The organism is Dokdonella ginsengisoli, from assembly GCF_042652785.1.
Taxonomy (GTDB): Bacteria; Pseudomonadota; Gammaproteobacteria; order Xanthomonadales; family Rhodanobacteraceae; genus Dokdonella_A; species Dokdonella_A ginsengisoli.
On sequence record NZ_JBHSHD010000006.1, the window covers coordinates 47,279 to 64,787 of the forward strand.

The window sequence follows — 17,509 nt, forward strand, 5'->3', positions numbered from 1 at the left end:
GGTGCCGATGCGCCACCGGCGCTGCGGTGCTCAGGGCACGCGGCCGGACGCCTCGTGCCGGCTCGCCGCGTCGAGCACGGCCTGCATCGCTGCGCGGCGCGCCGCATCGGGCGATCCGGCACGCGCGTCGATCGCCAGCGCAGCGTGGGCCTGCGCGGCGGCCGCCTCCGCGTCGCCGCCGGCGAGGAAGATCGCGGCGGCGCGTTCGTGCAGTTCGCCCAGGCCGGCGACGTCGTCGCCGAACAGGCCCGGCGCCAGGTGCAGCGCTTCGCGCATCGCGGCGCCGGCGTCGGCGTGGCGGCCGACCGCGGCGTAGTACTCGGCCAGGCTCGCCAGCGGGCGTGTCAGCTGCGGCCAGTCCTCGCCCATGACCTTGCGCTTGAGCGCGATCGCGCGCTCCTGCAGCGGCACCGCCTCGGCGCTGCGGCCGAGCTTCTGCAGCAGGCGCGCCTGGTTGTTGAGGTTGACCGAGATCGGCAGGTCCGGCATCGGCACCACGGTTTCGAACAGGCGCGTTGAGCGCGCGAACGCGTCCTGCGCGGCGTCGAAGCGGCCGAGCCCGACGCGGATCGCGCCGAGGTTGGACCAGGTGGTGGCGAGGTTCGACGGATCGATGCCGCCGGCGCCTTCCTGCAGACGCAGTGCCTGCTCGACGAAGGGCAGCGCCTCGGCCTGCCGTCCGGTGCCGCCGAGCACGACGCTGTAGTCGCTGAGGTTCGTCGCGCGCTGCTGCACCTCGCACGGATCGCGTCGGCACACCTCCAGCGCCTGCCGCACGAGGCGCTCGGCCTCCGCCGCGTCGTTGCGCCGCCACGCCAGCATGCCCTGCAGGTCGAGCGTGGAGGCGTATTCGGTGCCGCCGGCGGGGGCGAACAGCGCCGCCGCGCGGGCCAGCTGCTGTTCCGCCTCGTCGAGACGCTCGAGGTTGGTGTAGGCCTCGCCGAGGATCTTGCGCACGCTCGCCTCCAGCTCCGGCTGGCCGGCGAGCCGGACCGGGATCTGCCGCGCCGCGTAGTCCAGCGCGTCGACCAGGCGCACCGACTGGTTGCTCACGCGCGGATCGGAGTAGCCGATGATGCTGGTCAGGAATTCGTTCGCGCGTTCGGCCCGATCCGCGGCAACGCGCGCGCGCTGCGCCTGGTGCAGCGCCATGGCGCCGCCGAGCAGCAGCGCGCCGAGCGCCGCGCCGGCGCCGGCCACTGCCCAGCGGTTGCGCCGCGCGAACTTCGCCGCGCGGTAGCCGAAGCCGCCGGCGCGCGCGCGCACCGGCCGGTGCGCCAGCCAGCGTTCGAGATCGTCGGCGAACGCGCGCGCCGATTCGTAGCGGCGCGCGGGCTCGGCTTCGAGTGCCTTCAGCACCACGCGGTCGAGATCGCCGCCCACGCGCTTGCGCCAGTCGGCCGCCGTGCGCGGCGGCAGCGCCAGCGCCTGCGCGTCGACGCGGCCGCTCGGCCGGGTCGGCATCTGCGTCTCGATGCGCCGCGCCAGCTCGGTCGGCGCGAGTCCGGCGTGCAGGCGGCGGCCGGTCAGCAGTTCGTCGAGCAGCAGGCCGAGCGCGTAGACGTCGCAGGCAGTCGTCAGCGGCCGGCCGAGCAGCTGCTCGGGGCTGGCGTATTCGGGCGTCAGCGGCAGCAGGCCGGTGCGCGTGGTGCCGGCGAGGCGGCCGTCGAGCGACTTGGCGATGCCGAAGTCGAGCAGCTTGGCCTGGCCCTGCGCGTCGACGAGGACGTTCGCCGGCTTGATGTCGCGGTGGATGATCAGCGCGCGATGCGCGGCGTCGACCGCGGCCAGCACCTGCAGGAACAGCTCGACGCGCGCGCGCACGTCGAGCGCATGGTTCCGGCACCAGTCGTCGATGCGCACGCCGGCGACGTATTCCATGACGACGTAGGGCTGGCCCTGCGGCGTGGTGCCGCCGTCGAGCACGCGCGCGACGTGCGGATGATCCAGCCAGGCGAGGAACTGGCGCTCGCTCTCGGCGCGGCGCACCGATTCCGGATCGCCGAGCACGCTGGCCAGCACCTTGATCGCAACGCGCTGTTCGAACGCGCCGTCGCGGCGCTCGGCCAGCCACACCTGGCCCATGCCGCCGCGGCCGAGCGGCTCGATCAGGTGGTACGGCCCGAGCTGTCGCGGCGCCGTGGCCGGTTCGGGCTCGAGGAATCCCGTGCTGGCTTCGTGCGCGTCGAGCAGGCGCAGCGCATTCGCGCGCGCGCCATCGGTGGCAGGCGCGGCCTCGATCCAGGCGCGCCGCTGCGCCGCGGGCTGCTCCAGCGCCGCTTCGAACAGCCGCAGGGCGACGACGGGGTCGTTCGCTGCTGACGTCATGGTCCCCTTCCGATCGCCGCGTGCGACAGGCGGTGGCGATTCTGCGCCTGTGCGTTCGACGCCGCGAGTTCCGCATCCGCTCTTTGCGGCCGGGCGGAAACGCGCGTTCCCTCCCCGACGAGAAAGCTCATGCGCACCTCGCACACCGTGGTCCTGTTCGTCCTCGCGGTCGCCGCCTCGACCGCGGCCCTGCAATGGTTCCTGCGCGACGGCGAGCCATCGCCGCCGCGTGCGTTCCCGCTGACTCCGCGCGTTCCGTCCGCGGCGTCGGGCGGCTATCCGGCGCCTTCGGCGCCGCCGGGATACGGCGCACCGTCGCCGTTCTCCGCTCCGTCCGCGGCGCCGGGACCGCCGCCGCCGGCATCCTTTCCGGTCGGCCAGCCGGACAATCCGCGCTACGGCACCGCACCGGCGAGTCAGGATCCGCGCACGCAGGTCGAGCGGCAGGACTTCGGCGTGCCGCCGACCGCCGAACTGCACGCCGGCGCGATGCACGGGCCGACGCCGGCCTCGATTCCGGGCGGCCAGGTCGTCACCACGCCGGGCCTGATCGCCCTGCTCGGCGACCGCTCGCTCGGCGCGCGCGTGTTCGACGTGCTCGGTGGGCCGGAGACCTTGCCGGGTGCGCTCGCGGCGGTGCCGGCGAGCCAGCCCGGCAATTTCCAGGACCCGACGCAGCAGCAGTTCGGCCAGTTCCTGCAGCAGACCACGCAAGGCCGCCGCGACCTGCCGCTGGTGTTCTATTGCGCCTCGTCACACTGCTGGATGTCCTACAACGCCGCCCTGCGCGCGATCCGGCTCGGCTACACCAACGTGCTGTGGTACCGCGGCGGCCTCGAAGCCTGGCAGGCGGCCGGCCAGCCGACGCAGCGCCCGCCGCAGGCACCCGGCGCGCCGGGCGCGGCCGTGCCGGCAGCGAACCTGCGCAGTGGCTGGAGCGGCTAGCGCGACGCGTGCGACACGCGCGTGCCGTTTCGCGCCACGAACGAGGACGCCTCCGCGTGCGAGGCCTTCCGAGAGGACACCGACATGTTCCGCACCGCCGCACTCCTGCTGGCCAGCCTGTTCGCCTCCGCCGCGTCCGCCCAGGTCTACTACGGCGGCTACAACCTCGGACCCGACTACGGCGCGATGATCGGCCAGGTGCAGCAACAGCAGCAGGCGATGAATGCGCAGATGCAGCAGCAGACGCAGGCCCTGGTCGCGCAGGCGATGCAGGATGCGCAATGCCAGGCCATGTACCAGCAGCATCGGGCGGCCGGCGGCGGGCTGTCGTTCCCGGACTTCGCCTACCAGTATCTGGCGACCGGGCATTTCAGCGGGCCGGGCATCGCGCGCTACCGTGCCACCGAAGCGGACAACCAGCGCCGCGAGAGGGCCACCTACGCCGGCGTGCGCCAGGCCGAGCAGAACCTCTCCAACGCGATCGCCGACGGCAACGCGCACTTTTCCGACAACCAGGCGGCGTTCCGCCAGACGCTCGGCGGCGAGCGCACCTGGGTCGATCCGAACGACGGTCATCGCGTCTCGCTGCCGTACCTCGGCGAAAACGTGCCGTACACCGACCCCAACGGCTACGTCTACCAGCGCGACGCCAGCGGCCGCTACTTCGTGCGCGACCTCAACGGCTACGTGTACGAGATGACGCCGGAACCGTGAGGCGTCGAGCGCGGCGGCGCGTCGCCGACGAATTGAATACTCAGGCCAGCGCCTGATACAGGAACGTGCGCGCGACCTCCCAGTCGCGCTGCGCGGTCGCGCGCGAGATGCCCAGCACTTGCGCGATGTCGCTCATGTCCAGGCCGCCGAAGTAGCGCAGTTCGACCACCTGCACCTTGCGCGCGTCGAGCGCCTGCAGTTGCTGCAGCGCCTGCTCGAGCGCGAGCAGGTCGACGCCGTTTTCCTCCCCGGTCGTCAGCGATGACAGCGTCACCGCTTCGCGCGCGGGACCGCCGCGCTTGGCCGCGTCGCGCTGGCGCGCGTGATCGATCAGCACCTGGCGCATGCGCCGCGCCGCGATCGCGAAGAACTGGCGGCGGTCGGCCGGCGCCAGCGTGTCGTCGCCGTCGAGCCGCATCCACGCCTCGTGCACCAGCGCGGTCGGCGACAGCGTGTGTCCGGCGCGCTCGCCGCGCAGGTGGCGCGCCGCGATCGCGCGCAGTTCGGCGTACACCAGCGGCAGCAGCTCGGCTTCCGCGCGCGACTCTCCGTGCGACAGCCGTTGCAGCAGCGAGGTGATGGCGTCGGATTCGGCCACGTTGCGTTCCCCTGGCGCAGACGGGGCGATTGTAGCGGCGCGCCCGGAAAGTACGGCGCCGTCGCGCGACGCACGCGGGGCGGGCGCCGGTCCGCGTGCGGGTTCGCGCCGCCGCTTTCCGCTGCTCGCGCGAATTCGCTCAGCGCTCGGAGTGGCCCGCTTCCCAGTAGTCCTGCCGCGTGAACAGGCCTGGGCGGATCAGGTCGATGAAGGCGCGTGCCTCGGTGCTGAGGTACTTGCCCTTGCGCACGACCACGCCGTAGCTGCGCTGCGGAAAGTACGCGGCGAGGTTGCGCGCGGCCAGCCGCGCGTGGTCGTCGGCGCCGATGCAGATGCCGGTGACGATCGAGATGCCCAGTCCCATCGCGACGTACTGCTTGATGACCTCCCAGCCGCCGACCTCGATCGCCACGTGGTAGGGCACCTTGCTCCTCTGGAAGATCAGGTCGACCAGGCGGTAGGTGGTGAGGCGCTTGGGCGGCAGGATCAGCCCGTGCGGGGAGATGTCCTCCAGCGTGATCTCGGCCTTGCGCGCCAGCGGGTGGCCGAGCGGCGTGATCAGCATCGGATCGAAGTGGTACAGCGGCTCGTAGGACAGGTCGTGCGGCACGTCGAGCATGGAGCCGACGGCGAAGTCGACCTGGTCCGAGCGCAGCAGGGCGAGGCCGTCGGTGCCGGTCACGTTGCGCAGGTTCAGCGGCACGTCCGGATGGCGCGCGCGGAACGCCTTCACCATGTCCGGCAGCAGGTACTGGATGGTCGAGTTGCCGCAGGCGATGTCGAGCGCGGCGTGACCCAGGCCGCGCGTGCGCGAGCGGAAGGCCTCGTCGAGCGCGTCGAAGCCGTCGACCAGCGGCTGCGCCAGTTCGTACAGCGCTTCGCCTTCGCGGGTCAGCACGACGCGGCGGCGGCGGCGCTCGATCAGACGTGCGCCCAGCTCCTCCTCCAGCGCGCGCAGCTGCAGGCTGACCGAAGGCTGCGACAGGAACAGCGCCTCGGCCGCGCGCGACAGCGTGCCGAGCTTGGCGATCGTGCAGAACGCGCGCAGCTGCTTGAGGCGGCTGCCCTTGTAGTAGAAGCGCGTCGCCGCCGGCGCCTCGCCGGAGCGGTCCGGAGCCGCCTTTCGGCGTCGATTCATCCCGTTGCGGGCCGTATTTGCCATGCAAAACCGAAGCTTGCGATTGTATTGACAAAGATAATGTAGTGCATTGAAACATATCTTTTGTCAAAAGACGGGAATTCCCCCAGGCTTGCTGCACAGCATCAAGCAAGGGTCCGTCGATGTCGGTTCCGCAAACAGCGATGCACGGTGCATCGCCGGTCGTTCTGGCTTCCCCCGCCGTTCCGGCGCAGGCCGTCGTGCTCACGGCGGAGGCGCTGGCGTTCCTGGCCGATCTGCACCGCCGCTTCGATGCGCGCCGCCGTGAACTGCTGGCCGCGCGCCGGGCGCGCCAGGTGCGCTTGGATGCCGGCGAACTGCCCGATTTCCTGCCCGAGACGAAGACGGTGCGCGACGGCGACTGGAAGGTCGCGCCGATTCCGGCGGTGCTGCAGGACCGCCGCGTCGAGATCACCGGCCCGGTCGACCGCAAGATGATCATCAACGCGCTGAACTCCGGCGCGAAGGTGTTCATGGCCGACTTCGAGGACTCGACCGCGCCGACCTTCGCCAACCTGCTCGACGGCCAGCTCAACCTGCGCGACGCGGTCGCCGGGGGCATCGAGTACACCTCGCCGGAGGGCAAGCACTACGCCGTCAAGGCGGACCCGGCCGTGCTGATGGTGCGTCCGCGCGGCTGGCATCTGCCCGAGCGGCACGTCGAAGTGGACGGCGAGCCGATGTCCGGTTCGCTGTTCGACTTCGGCCTGTTCGCGTTCCACAACGCCAAGGTGCTGCACGCGGCCGATCGTGGCCCGTACTTCTACCTGCCGAAGATGGAGAGCCATCGCGAGGCGGCGCTGTGGAACGCGGTGATGGAGCACGCCGAGGACGCGCTCGGCCTGCCGCGCGGCGCGATGAAGGTCACCGTGCTGATCGAGACGCTGCCGGCCGTGTTCGAGATGGACGAGATCCTGCACGCGCTGCGCTCGCGCATCACCGGGCTCAACTGCGGCCGCTGGGACTACATCTTTTCCTACATCAAGACGCTGCGCGCGCAGCGCGACCGCGTGCTGCCCGAGCGCGGCCAGGTCGCGATGACGGTGCCGTTCCTGAAGAGCTATTCGGAACTGCTGATCAGGACCTGCCACCGCCGCGGCGCGTTCGCGATGGGCGGCATGGCCGCGCAGATCCCGATCGGCCACGACCCGGCCGCGAACGAGGCCGCGCTGGCCAAGGTGCGCGCCGACAAGCTGCGCGAGGTCAAGGCCGGCCACGACGGCACCTGGGTCGCGCATCCGGCGCTGGTGGCGGTGGCGCGCGAGGTGTTCGACGAGCACATGCCGACGCCGAACCAGCTGCACGTCATGCGCAAGGACGTCGTCGCCGACCGCGACACGCTGCTTGCGCCGAGCGCCGGCACGATCACGCGCGCGGGTTTCGCCGCGAACGTGGAGATCTGCCTGCGCTATCTCGCCGCGTGGATCGACGGCCAGGGCTGCGTGCCGATCCATCACCTGATGGAGGACGCGGCGACCGCCGAGATCTCGCGCGCACAGCTGTGGCAGTGGCTGCACCAGCCCGGCGTTCGCTTCGACGACGGCAGCGCGATCGGCTTCGACGCGTTCGCCGCAGACCTTGCGCAAGCGCGCGAGCGCCTCGGCGCGACGGCGATGCCTGGACAGTCGCGCGTCGGCGAGGCGGCCGATCTGCTCGACGAACTCACGCGCGCCGATGCGCTGGCCGATTTCCTGACGCTGACGGCGTACGGAAGGCTGCCGTGAGCGGCATGCCCGCCGGTCGCCTTCGATCCGATCCTTCACCGACCCGATCCACCTTCCACTCACACCGCGACGAGGTCCTGTCATGAAGAACACGCTGCCCACGGCCGAACAGATCAAGCTCGACTGGACCAACAACCCGCGCTGGGCCGGCATCAAGCGCAACTACACGGCCGAGGACGTCGTGCGCCTGCGCGGCACGGTGCACGTGGAGCATTCGCTGGCGCGGCTCGGGGCGGAGAAGCTGTGGAAATCGCTGCACAGCGAGGACTTCGTCAATGCGCTCGGCGCGCTGACCGGCAACCAGGCGATGCAGCAGGTCAAGGCCGGCCTGAAGGCGATCTACCTTTCCGGCTGGCAGGTCGCGGCGGATGCGAACCTCGCCGGGCAGATGTATCCCGACCAGTCGCTGTACCCGGCCGATTCGGTGCCGGCGGTGGTCCGGCGCATCAACAACGCGCTGCTGCGCGCGGACCAGCTCCATCACGCCGAGGGCGACGACAGCGTCGACTTCCTGCAGCCGATCGTCGCCGACGCGGAGGCCGGCTTCGGCGGCGTGCTCAACGCGTTCGAGCTGATGAAGGCGATGATCGAGGCCGGCGCCGCCGGCGTGCACTTCGAGGACCAGCTTGCCTCGGTCAAGAAGTGCGGCCACATGGGCGGCAAGGTGCTGGTGCCCACGCGCGAGGCGGTCGAGAAGCTCAACGCCGCGCGTCTGGCGGCGGACGTGCTCGGCGTGCCGACAATCCTGGTCGCGCGCACCGACGCCGAAGCGGCCGACCTGCTCACCAGCGACGTCGACGCCAACGACCAGCCGTTCACCACCGGCGAGCGCACCGTCGAAGGCTTCTACAAGACCAAGAACGGTCTCGACCAGGCGATCAGCCGCGGCCTCGCCTACGCGCCGTACGCGGACCTGGTCTGGTGCGAGACGGGCAAGCCGGACCTGAAGTTCGCCAAGGCGTTCGCCGAAGCGATCCACGCCAAGTTCCCGGGCAAGCTGCTCGCCTACAACTGCTCGCCGTCGTTCAACTGGAAGAAGAATCTCGACGACGCGACGATCGCGAAATTCCAGAAGGAAATCGCCAGCTACGGTTACAAGTTCCAGTTCATCACGCTGGCCGGCTTCCACGCGCTGAACTATTCGATGTTCAATCTGGCGCACGGCTACGCGCGCCGCCAGATGAGTGCCTTCGTCGAACTGCAGGAGGCCGAGTTCGCCGCGGCCGAGCGCGGCTTCACCGCGGTCAAGCATCAGCGCGAGGTCGGCACCGGCTATTTCGACGCGGTCACGCAGACCATCCAGCAGGGCCAGTCGTCGACGACCGCGCTGAAGGGTTCGACCGAGGAAGAGCAGTTCCACGGCAGCAAGTCGCAGGCCGCCTGAAGACGGTCGCGGCCTGCGTCCCCGGGAGCGCAGGCCGCCGGCACCGGAACGAGCGGGGGGGAGAGGATGGACCCGACGGCCGGGGTTCGCCGTCGGGTTCAACTGTTCCGATGCCGGGGCTGCGCAGCCTCAGACGGAGCGGTGCGCCGGACCGTCGCAGCGGTGCGTCGAGGGCGCTCGAGCAAGCCGCAGTCCGGGCCCGCCGCGGCCTGCCCGGGCCGGGGCGTGAGCCCCGGAAGGACATCGGTTACCATTGTGTACTCAGCGAGCCGCGTGCGGAGGTTCGGTGGCCAGCGTCAAGGAAGAACTTCCGGTCGGAAACGTCACTGCCGTGCCGGCAGCGGCGTCGCGTCCGCGCGCACAGCCGCGCCAGCTTTCCGACGAGGAGCATTCGCTGTTCGCGCGCACCGGCCAGCGCCGCGACGTCGCGCCCGGCGAGATCATCTTCCGCCGCGGCGAACTCGGCCGCAGCATGTTCATCGTCGAATCGGGGCAGGTGCAGCTCGAGTTCGGCGACGGCCTTCCCGACAAGCTGATCGGTCCGCGCGAGTTCTTCGGCGAGCTGGTGCTGTTCATCGGCAGCCACACGCGCGTGGCCAACGCCGTCGCGCTCGGCCACACCGGCCTGCGCATCGTCGAGCACGATGCGTTCGAGCGCCTGCTCGACACCGAGCCGCGCCTCGTCGCGCAGTTCATGCGCCGCTCGTTCTCCTACCTCGTCGCCAGCGAGCAGCAGCTGATCCAGGGCCTCAAGCGCCGCAACGAGGATCTGATGGTCACGCTCGATTCGCTGCGCCAGACGCGCACGCAGCTGACCACGGCCGAGCGCCTGGTGCAGACCGACGAGCTGACCGGCCTGTGCAACCGGCGCGGCCTCTACATGTATCTGGAGCGGCTGCACGAGCAGCGCCTGCCGGAAACCGTGCTTGGCCTGCTGCTGGTCGACCTGGACCGCTTCAAGCAGATCAACGACCGCTGCGGTCACCTGATCGGCGATCAGGTCCTGCGCGCGATCGCCGAGGAAGTGCAGAGCGCGGCCAGCTCCACCGACGTGCCGTGCCGCCTGGGCGGCGACGAGTTCGCGCTGCTGATGCAGATCACCGGCGAGGAGGAACTGCGCGCCCGCGCCACGCAGATCATCGCCGCGGTGCGTGCGCTGCGCTTTCCCGGCGTCGGCGACGGGCTGGTCGTTTCGGTCAGCATCGGCGGCAGCCTGTGCGTGGACGGTGTCGATTGGGCGGTCTGGTACAGCGACGCGGACGCGGCGCTGTACGAGGCCAAGGGGCGCGGCGGCGACGGCTACGAGGTGAGCCGGGCCGGGGATTTCGCCGCCGGCGTGCCGGATCCGGCCTGAACCCGGCCGCTCCGTCCGGCACGGACGGCAGGCGTGTCGCATCGGGCCGTGTTTCGACGTAACCGAAGGGGCCGCACGGACGCGAGCACTGGTACGCGCGCCGCCGGGCGCGCAAGATCGCAACGCGTCGATTGCCGGACGCGGGGGAACGAGCATTCGAGCCATGAACGCGCTTGCACAATCCGCACCGTCCGCTACGCCGTTCGCCGTGCCGCTGCTGCGCACGCTGGTGCTCAGCGACCTCGTCGACTCGACGGCCCTGGTCGGGCGTCTGGGCGACCAGCGCGCGGCGGAGCTGTTCCGCAAGCACGACCGCGTCGTGCGCGCGCTGCTGCAGGAACACGGCGGCCGCGAGATCGACAAGACCGACGGCTTCCTCACCATGTTCGAGCGCCCGATCCAGGCGGTCGCGTTCGCGCTCGACTACCAGCGCCAGCTCAAGCAGCTCGGCGAGGACGAGGGCTGCACGCTGACCGCGCGCGTCGGCGTGCACGTCGGCGACGTGCTGACCTGGGACAACTCGCCCGACGACGTCGCCAAGGGCGCCAAGGCGACCGAGGTCGAAGGCCTGGTCAAGCCGATCGTCTCGCGCCTCGCGCAGCTCGCGCTGCCGGGGCAGACCCTGCTTTCCGGCGTCGCCTACTCGCTTGCGCATCGTGCGCAGGGCGAACTCGGCGAGCGGCTCGCCACGGTGCGCTGGCGCACGCACGGCCGCTACCAGTTCAAGGGCATTCCCGATCCGATTCCGGTGTTCGAGGTCGGCGAGGAAGGCCACGCGCCGCTGAAGCCGCCGCCGTGGTCCGGCAAGGCGCACCGCGAAATCCCGTTCTGGCGCCGGCCGGCCACCCTCGCCATCGAACTCGCCCTGCTGTTCGCCGTGATCGCCGTTCCGGCCTGGTACCTGTTCAAGCCCGCGCCCGCGATCGCCTTCGCCAACCGCGACTGGGTCGTCGTCGGCGACCTCAAGAACCTGACCGGCGAAGCGAAGTTCGACGAATCCCTGCAGACCGCCTTCCGCATCGGCCTGGAGCAGTCGCGTCACGTCAACGTGCTGTCCGACCTGAAGACGCGCGAGACGATCAAGCTGATGCAGCGCGATCCGGAAAAGACGCCGGTCGACCGCGGGGTCGGTTCGGAGATCGCGATCCGCGACGGCGCGCGCGCGCTGATCCTGCCGACCGTCGCCGAGATCGGCGGCCGCGTGCGCGTGACCGCCGAGGTGGTCGATCCGAATACGCAGACCACGGTCTATTCCGAATCCGCCGACGGCGTCGGCGAACAGTCGGTGCTGCCTTCGCTGGACAAGGTCAACCAGCAGCTGCGCGTGCGGCTGGGCGAGGCGTTGGCGACGGTGTCGAACGAGTCGACTCCGCTGGAGAAAGCAGCCACGAAAAATCTGGAAGCGTTACGCGCGTACTCGCTGGCTCAACGGGCGTACAACTCGAACAAGCAGAAGGAAGCCTTGGGATTGGTTCAACAGGCGACGAAGCTCGATCCCAGTTTCGCGCTCGCCCGCACGCTGACTGCGGCAATCCACATCAACGCCGGTGACAACGCCTCGGCCCAGCGCGAAATCGATCAGGCCGTCGCACTGCGCGATCGCCTTTCCGCGAGGGACAGCTTGTACGTCGATGCATGGAAGACGTCGCTTGACGCTCCCGGCCACGCCCTGGGCAAATGGAAGGCCCTCTCCCAGCTGTATCCGGATTTCCAGGTAGCGCTCGGATTGTACGGATACAACGCTTACGTTTTCGCCAATCGATACGACGAGGCGATCCGCTCATATCAAGGCCTGGATTCCCCACAGAGCCCGTTTTCGGGAAGTCGAGAGGCCACCATGGCCATTCTTTATCTTGGCCAAGAAAACTACGAACAGGCGCGGGAGAGAATTCGGAAGGCCAGAAATCTGGGGTTCGTATTTCCCCAGCTCGATGCAGAAATCGAAGCTGCGCAACGCAATTTCGACAAGGCCGAAGCGCTGTTGAAGGAAAACCAACCTTCCAAGGTGGGGAAAACGGATACCGGCGCACTCAACTTCTCGATCGCCCTCAAGGTCGATCGCGGTCAATGGGACGGTGTTTGGACCCTTCTGGACAACGACCTCTCCGGTCTTGGGGCCGAGGAGAGAATGGCTCGGCGGAAATTGAAAGTCATGGAGCTGAGCCTGCGCACGCTCGCTTCAACCGAAAGCAACCAGCGCGACATCGCAAAGACCTTTCTCTCGCAATCGCCTTCGCCGGGCAGTGAGCAGAATTCAGCGGACAAGTACGATGCCACTTTTCATCAACTATTCGCCATTTATCTCTCCGCTTTCGCAGGAGACGTAAAAACCGCGGAGTCGATGATTTCGACCGCCGGCATGGACGTCAACGAGGAAAAATATCCGGTTCTGAATCGTGTTCGTGCTGCCGCTCAGGCGGAAATCTTTCGCGCAAAGGGTAACCCGGAGCAATCCGTTCGACTTCTGCGGCAGCAAGCTCTGGACGGAAGTGAGCTGTATCTCACGCGTGTGGCGCTCATGAATGCGTACGCGGACCAAAAGGACTACAGGGAAGCGCTGGTGCATGCGCAGTGGCTGACGCAGCACCGAGGGCGTGCCTATACGGAGGCCAATTCCGACTGGGTGGCTCGCCCCTTCAATGTTGCGCAATCCAATCTGGCTCTTTTACGTACGGCTGAATTCTCAATTGCCATTGGAGAAAAGTCGAAAGCAGCTGCTGCATTAAGTGAATTCAAGAGAAACTGGAGCGCTGCTGTCGACAAAAGTTTTCTGTCAGAAAAAATCAAGCGGATCGAAGCTCAACTAGGGTCCTAGTCACGCTTGATTGCGACCGACGGAACAAAAAAGCCGGCGCATCTTTGGGCAATGTCGTCGTCCATGCTTCGATTGGCATCTTCAAAGACTTTCTTGGAAGCCAGCTTTCTGGGCGAGAGGCACGTCGCCTTCAGATTCACGACGACGTGAAAAGGAATCCCGAGCTCGACCAAGGCTGCAGCAGGTTTCTCTTCGAATCTTTCCCGAAAAGCATCATTCGTAGCCAATTCATGAATCAATCGACGGCTCTCTTCGAGAGTAAGCGCAGCATCACTCATATATTTCTCCACAATCGCACGTTCGGAGGATCCGGCAAAGCCCATCGACCGGTACAGCAAGAACTTTTTCCAGTCGATGGAGAAAGCGCTCGAGTCCGCCGTGGGCGCGGACGGCACTATAACCCATGAAGAGCGACGAATTTACTGCCACGAAGGTGAGGCGCTGCCACATCGTTGCAACCGAACCGAGAGAGCGCATTGCATTCGACCTGGAACGCCTGGGAGAAAGCGAGAGTGGCCTGCACATCGTGCTCGAGTGGGTTGCTCGCGCCCCACATCTGAGGGTGGAAACGACGGTCAGTATCGAGGAACTGCGCCTCATCGGGGAGCTGCCTTCATCGGAATGGGCGGATTGGGAAGATCTGATCGCAATCCATGACGAAGCAGTTCTCAGGTCGCTTGTGGAGAAGCGACTGTTGATCGTGCAGGGGAGTTCTGCGGACGAAGCGGACCAGTCTTCCCGAGACAGCCATTGGCACCGTACTTCGGCTGTTGCGCACTATGCCTCTCGTTGGCAGGGTATCGACATCGAACAGCGGGATCGGGAGTTCAAGGAGCATGCCGCGCGCAAAGTCCTCGACTATCTCGGTCCGCCGCCCGTTCCTGTAAGAGAGCGTGTGGAACCTGCCCAACGCTTTCGATTGCCCCCCGCCGCCCCCACCCCCTTCGACGCCCTCCTGCTCAAGCGCGTCACCTGCCGCAACTACGACCGCTCGCGCGAACTGGGCCTCGCCGAATTCTCGTCGGTGCTGTTCCGCACCTTCGGTGCGCGCGCAGTGGTGGAAACCGCGCCCGGCGTGCGCCTGCTGAAGAAGGGCGTGCCGTCGGCGGGCGGGCTGCATCCGACCGAAGCCTATCTGCTCGTACAGCGCGTCGAAGGCGTCGCGCCGGGCCTGTACCACTACCATCCGATCGATCACGCGCTGGAGCCGATCCGCTCGCTGTCGGCGGAGGAGGCGAGCGAACTCGCCCGGCGCTTCGTCGCCGCGCAGGCCTATTTCGTCGACGCGCACGTGATGGTGATCCCGACCAGCCGTTTCCGCCGCAACTTCTGGAAGTACCGCAACCACGCCAAGGCGTACCGCGCACTGACGCTCGACGTCGGCTACCTCTCGCACACGATCTACCTGTCGGCGACCGAACTCGGCCTGGCCGCGTTCATCACGGCGGCGATCAACGAGGTCGACATCGAGCAGGCGTTCGGCCTCGATCCGCTCGAGGAGGGGCCGCTCGCGGTCTGCGGCTTCGGCATTCGCGCGGCGGAACGCAAGGAAGTGGAGTTCGATCCGCTGCACGCGGTGTGGCTGGACTGACACCGGCCACACCGCTTTCCCTCGGGCGAACGTTCGTCAGGCGAGCCGGAACGGCAGGCTGCGCAGGCGCTTGCCGGTCAGTGCGAACAGCGCGTTGCCGACCGCCGGCGCGATCGGCGGCGTGCCGGGCTCGCCGCAGCCGCCCATCTTGTCCGTGCTCGGCACGATGTGCACCTCGATCTTCGGCATCTCGGTCAGGCGCAGCGCCGGATAGTCGTGGAAGTTGCTCTGCTGGACCTTGCCGTCCTTCAGCGTGAGCTCGCCGTGCAGCGCGGCCGACAGGCCGTAGACGATGCCGGATTGCATCTGTGCTTCCACCGTCAGCGGGTTCACCACCGGGCCGCAGTCGATCGCGCAGACGACGCGATGCACGCGCGGCTTGCCGTCCTCCAGCGACACTTCCGCGACCTGCGCGACGTAGCTGCCGAACGACTGGTGCACGGCGAGCCCGGCCGCGCGGCCCGGCGCCAGCGGCTTGCCCCAGCCGAACTTCTCGGCCGCCAGATCGAGCGCGCGGCGCTCGCGCGAATCCTTCGGCAACAGCGCGCGGCGGTAGGCGAGCGGATCCTGTCCGGCCGCGTGGGCGAGTTCGTCGAGGAAGCATTCCACCGCGAAGGCGGTGTGCGAATGCCCGACCGAGCGCCACCACAGCACGGTGACCGGGCTGGTCGGCGAATGCAGGTCGACGCGATGCGCCGGAATCGAGGCGAGGTACGGCGAATCGGCCGCGCCCTCGACCGACGTGCCGTCGATGCCGTCCTTGATCATCGCCGACGCGAACGGCGTGCCGGCGATGATCGACTGGCCGACGATCGTGTGCGACCACGCACGCGGCCTGCCGTCCTCGCCGAGCGCACCGCGGAACCGCGACAGCCACATCGGCCGGTAGTAGCCGCCGTGCATGTCGTCCTCGCGCGTCCACACGACCTTGACCGTGCGCCCGGACGCCTTGGCGACCTGCACCGCTTCGGCGACGAAGTCCGAACTTGGCGTCGCGCGACGGCCGAAACCGCCGCCGAGGAAGGTGGTGTGGATGCGCACCTGCTCGGGCTTGAGTCCGAGAATCTTCGCTGCGGCCATCTGGTCCACGGTCTGGAACTGCGTGCCGGTCCAGATGTCGCAGCCGTCCTTCGCCGCCTTGGCGGGGTTGTATTCGACCGTGCAGTTCAGCGGCTCCATCGCCGCATGGGCGAGGAACGGCACCTCGTAGTCGGCCTCGATCGCGTTCGGCGCACCTTTCAGCGCGGCGTCGACGTCGCCGGCGACCTTCGCCGGCGCGCCGGGCGTGGCAGCCAGCTTCTTGTACGACTCGCGCAGCTGCGGCGTGGACACGTTCGCACCGGCGCTCTCGTCCCATTCCAGCACGAGCGCGTTGCGGCCCTGCGTGGCGGCCCAGAAGTGCCTGGCCAGCACGGCCACGCCGCTCGGCACCTCGACGACGTCGAGAACACCGGGCACGGCCTTCGCCTTCGTCGCGTCGAACTTCTTCAGCCTGGCACCGAACGACGGCGCGCGCGCGACCAGCACAATCGCCATGTCCGGCCGCTTCACGTCGAGGCCGAACTCGGCCTTGCCGGTGGTCTTGGCCAGGCTGTCGAGGCGGCGCGTGGGCTTGCCGATGAGCGTCCAGTCCTTGGCCTCCTTCAGCGTGACCTTGGCCGGCGCTGGCAGCTTCGCCGCCGCCTGCGCGACCTCGCCGAAGCGCAGCTTCTTGGTGCCGCTCAGCACCACGCCGTCGGCGACGCGGCAGTCCGACGCCTTCACGCCGAGCTTGGCCGCCGCCGCGGCGACCAGCATCTCGCGCGCCATCGCGCCGGCCGTGCGCAGCTGGTCGAACGATTCCCAGGTGCTGGTGGAACCGCCGGTCATCTGCATGCCGAAGGCGGTATGCGCGTACTCCGGCGCCGCCGGCGCGTGTTCGACGCGCACCTGGTTCCAGTCGCAGCCCAGTTCCTCGGCGACCACCATCGGAATCGACGTCCAGATGCCCTGGCCCATTTCCGAGTGCTTGAGCAGCACGGTGACGGTGTCGTCCGGCGCGACGCGGATGAACGCGTTCGGCGCCACCGGCGGCCTGGCGGCGGGCGCGCCCTCCTGCGCCAGCGCCTGGCGCACGGCGGCCGGCAGGAAGAAGCCGATCACCAGGCCGGCCGATGCGGTCGCAGCCGTCTTCAGGAACGCGCGGCGTCCGGCGAGCGCGGGCGCCGCTTCGCGCAGATCCCCGTTCGAATCGCGGTTCTCACGCCACATGGCCGCTCTCCTTGGTCAGCTCCGCCGCGCGATGCACCGCCGTGCGGATGCGCTGGTAGGTGCCGCAGCGGCACAGGTTGCCGGACATCGCCGCGTCGATCTCGGCGTCGGTCGGCTGCGGCGTGGTCTTCAGCAGCGCGGCCGCGACCATGATCTGGCCGGACTGGCAGTAGCCGCATTGCACGACGTCCACTTCCTGCCAGGCGCGCTGCACCGGGTGCGCGCCGTCCTTGGACAGGCCTTCGATGGTGGTGATCGACTTGTCCGCGGCGGCCGATGCCGGCGTGATGCAGGAACGGATCGGCGCGCCGTCCAGATGCACGGTGCAGGCGCCGCATTGCGCCATGCCGCAGCCGAACTTCGTGCCGGTCAGGCCGACGAGATCGCGCAGCACCCACAACAAAGGCATGTCGGCCGGCGCATCGACTTCGTGCGGCTGGCCGTTGACGACGAGTTTCATGGTCGTACTCCGAGCTGGCTTGGGGGAGAGGTAGGAAACGGTCCGGACATGGCCGTCGTCGGCGAACGCCGCGATCGGCTGGCTCGATTCCGATCGGTGCGGCGGATCGCCGGATGACCAGAAGAGACGTATTCAGAACCTGACGAAAGCGTACACCGGGTCCTTTTTCCGTACCAGAGGGTTCATG

13 protein-coding genes are annotated in these 17,509 nt (G+C 68.6%); 7 read left to right on the top strand and 6 right to left on the bottom strand.

The genetic code is table 11. The features are described 5' to 3' along the window. Positions 1 to 30 precede the first annotated feature (30 nt). Positions 31 to 2,328 (bottom strand): protein kinase domain-containing protein, encoded by a 2,298-nt coding sequence (locus ACFO6Q_RS06350; RefSeq protein WP_380019743.1) that lies wholly within the window; start codon positions 2,326 to 2,328, stop codon positions 31 to 33. A gap of 129 nt (positions 2,329 to 2,457) precedes the next feature. On the opposite strand from ACFO6Q_RS06350, the gene ACFO6Q_RS06355 reads away from it, so the two are divergent. Both ACFO6Q_RS06355 and ACFO6Q_RS06360 read left to right on the top strand, forming a co-directional pair. Next, complete coding sequence (locus tag ACFO6Q_RS06355; RefSeq protein WP_380019744.1) at positions 2,458 to 3,273, top strand: rhodanese-like domain-containing protein; 816 nt, start codon at positions 2,458 to 2,460, stop codon at positions 3,271 to 3,273. A gap of 84 nt (positions 3,274 to 3,357) precedes the next feature. After that, the gene (locus tag ACFO6Q_RS06360) at positions 3,358 to 3,987 is read left to right on the top strand and encodes a hypothetical protein (protein ID WP_380019745.1); all 630 of its coding nucleotides are present in this window, start codon (positions 3,358 to 3,360) and stop codon (positions 3,985 to 3,987) included. 40 nt (positions 3,988 to 4,027) lie between these two features. Here ACFO6Q_RS06360 and ACFO6Q_RS06365 read toward each other — a convergent pair whose 3' ends face one another. Together ACFO6Q_RS06365 and ACFO6Q_RS06370 are read right to left on the bottom strand one after the other, a co-directional pair. Then, positions 4,028 to 4,585, bottom strand: a complete 558-nt coding sequence (locus ACFO6Q_RS06365; protein ID WP_380019746.1) for an ECF-type sigma factor — start codon at positions 4,583 to 4,585, stop codon at positions 4,028 to 4,030. Between the two features lie 139 nt (positions 4,586 to 4,724). Further along, positions 4,725 to 5,723, bottom strand: coding sequence for a LysR family transcriptional regulator (locus ACFO6Q_RS06370; RefSeq protein ID WP_380019747.1), 999 nt, complete (start codon positions 5,721 to 5,723; stop codon positions 4,725 to 4,727). A gap of 143 nt (positions 5,724 to 5,866) precedes the next feature. On the opposite strand from ACFO6Q_RS06370, the gene aceB reads away from it, so the two are divergent. The 4 genes from aceB to ACFO6Q_RS06390 all read left to right on the top strand — a co-directional run bounded on the left by aceB (position 5,867) and on the right by ACFO6Q_RS06390 (position 13,021). Next, positions 5,867 to 7,468, top strand: a complete 1,602-nt coding sequence (aceB, locus tag ACFO6Q_RS06375) for a malate synthase A (protein ID WP_380019748.1) — start codon at positions 5,867 to 5,869, stop codon at positions 7,466 to 7,468. Positions 7,469 to 7,550: 82 nt separating this feature from the next. Further along, on the top strand, positions 7,551 to 8,852 hold the full coding sequence (gene aceA / locus ACFO6Q_RS06380; RefSeq protein WP_380019749.1) for an isocitrate lyase: 1,302 nt from the start codon (positions 7,551 to 7,553) through the stop codon (positions 8,850 to 8,852). 286 nt (positions 8,853 to 9,138) lie between these two features. Then, complete coding sequence (locus tag ACFO6Q_RS06385) at positions 9,139 to 10,206, top strand: GGDEF domain-containing protein (protein WP_380019751.1); 1,068 nt, start codon at positions 9,139 to 9,141, stop codon at positions 10,204 to 10,206. 163 nt (positions 10,207 to 10,369) lie between these two features. After that, positions 10,370 to 13,021, top strand: a complete 2,652-nt coding sequence (locus tag ACFO6Q_RS06390; RefSeq protein ID WP_380019752.1) for a putative peptide modification system cyclase — start codon at positions 10,370 to 10,372, stop codon at positions 13,019 to 13,021. Here ACFO6Q_RS06390 and ACFO6Q_RS06395 read toward each other — a convergent pair. Beyond that, positions 13,018 to 13,359: an NHLP-related RiPP peptide gene (locus ACFO6Q_RS06395; protein WP_380019753.1), complete on the bottom strand. Its 342-nt coding sequence runs from the start codon at positions 13,357 to 13,359 to the stop codon at positions 13,018 to 13,020. The genes ACFO6Q_RS06390 and ACFO6Q_RS06395 overlap by 4 nt on opposite strands. Before the next feature lie 65 nt (positions 13,360 to 13,424). On the opposite strand from ACFO6Q_RS06395, the gene ACFO6Q_RS06400 reads away from it, so the two are divergent. Then, on the top strand, positions 13,425 to 14,612 hold the full coding sequence (locus ACFO6Q_RS06400) for a putative peptide maturation dehydrogenase (protein ID WP_380019754.1): 1,188 nt from the start codon (positions 13,425 to 13,427) through the stop codon (positions 14,610 to 14,612). A gap of 36 nt (positions 14,613 to 14,648) precedes the next feature. Here ACFO6Q_RS06400 and ACFO6Q_RS06405 read toward each other — a convergent pair whose 3' ends face one another. Both ACFO6Q_RS06405 and ACFO6Q_RS06410 read right to left on the bottom strand, forming a co-directional pair. After that, positions 14,649 to 16,862 (bottom strand): xanthine dehydrogenase family protein molybdopterin-binding subunit, encoded by a 2,214-nt coding sequence (locus tag ACFO6Q_RS06405; RefSeq protein ID WP_380019755.1) that lies wholly within the window; start codon positions 16,860 to 16,862, stop codon positions 14,649 to 14,651. Next, complete coding sequence (locus tag ACFO6Q_RS06410; RefSeq protein ID WP_380019756.1) at positions 16,852 to 17,322, bottom strand: (2Fe-2S)-binding protein; 471 nt, start codon at positions 17,320 to 17,322, stop codon at positions 16,852 to 16,854. The genes ACFO6Q_RS06405 and ACFO6Q_RS06410 overlap by 11 nt, the downstream gene beginning before the upstream one ends. Positions 17,323 to 17,509 lie beyond the last annotated feature (187 nt).

Bases quoted from the DNA above. Each gene is read 5' to 3' on its own strand.
- ACFO6Q_RS06405 (WP_380019755.1), bottom strand. From the start codon at position 16,862: ATGTGGCGTGAGAACCGCGATTCGAACGGGGATCTGCGCGAAGCGGCG.
- ACFO6Q_RS06355 (WP_380019744.1), top strand. From the start codon at position 2,458: ATGCGCACCTCGCACACCGTGGTCCTGTTCGTCCTCGCGGTCGCCGCC.
- ACFO6Q_RS06400 (WP_380019754.1), top strand. From the start codon at position 13,425: ATGAAGAGCGACGAATTTACTGCCACGAAGGTGAGGCGCTGCCACATC.
- ACFO6Q_RS06410 (WP_380019756.1), bottom strand. From the start codon at position 17,322: ATGAAACTCGTCGTCAACGGCCAGCCGCACGAAGTCGATGCGCCGGCC.
- ACFO6Q_RS06360 (WP_380019745.1), top strand. From the start codon at position 3,358: ATGTTCCGCACCGCCGCACTCCTGCTGGCCAGCCTGTTCGCCTCCGCC.
- ACFO6Q_RS06390 (WP_380019752.1), top strand. From the start codon at position 10,370: ATGAACGCGCTTGCACAATCCGCACCGTCCGCTACGCCGTTCGCCGTG.
- ACFO6Q_RS06370 (WP_380019747.1), bottom strand. From the start codon at position 5,723: ATGAATCGACGCCGAAAGGCGGCTCCGGACCGCTCCGGCGAGGCGCCG.
- ACFO6Q_RS06350 (WP_380019743.1), bottom strand. From the start codon at position 2,328: ATGACGTCAGCAGCGAACGACCCCGTCGTCGCCCTGCGGCTGTTCGAA.
- aceB (WP_380019748.1), top strand. From the start codon at position 5,867: ATGTCGGTTCCGCAAACAGCGATGCACGGTGCATCGCCGGTCGTTCTG.
- aceA (WP_380019749.1), top strand. From the start codon at position 7,551: ATGAAGAACACGCTGCCCACGGCCGAACAGATCAAGCTCGACTGGACC.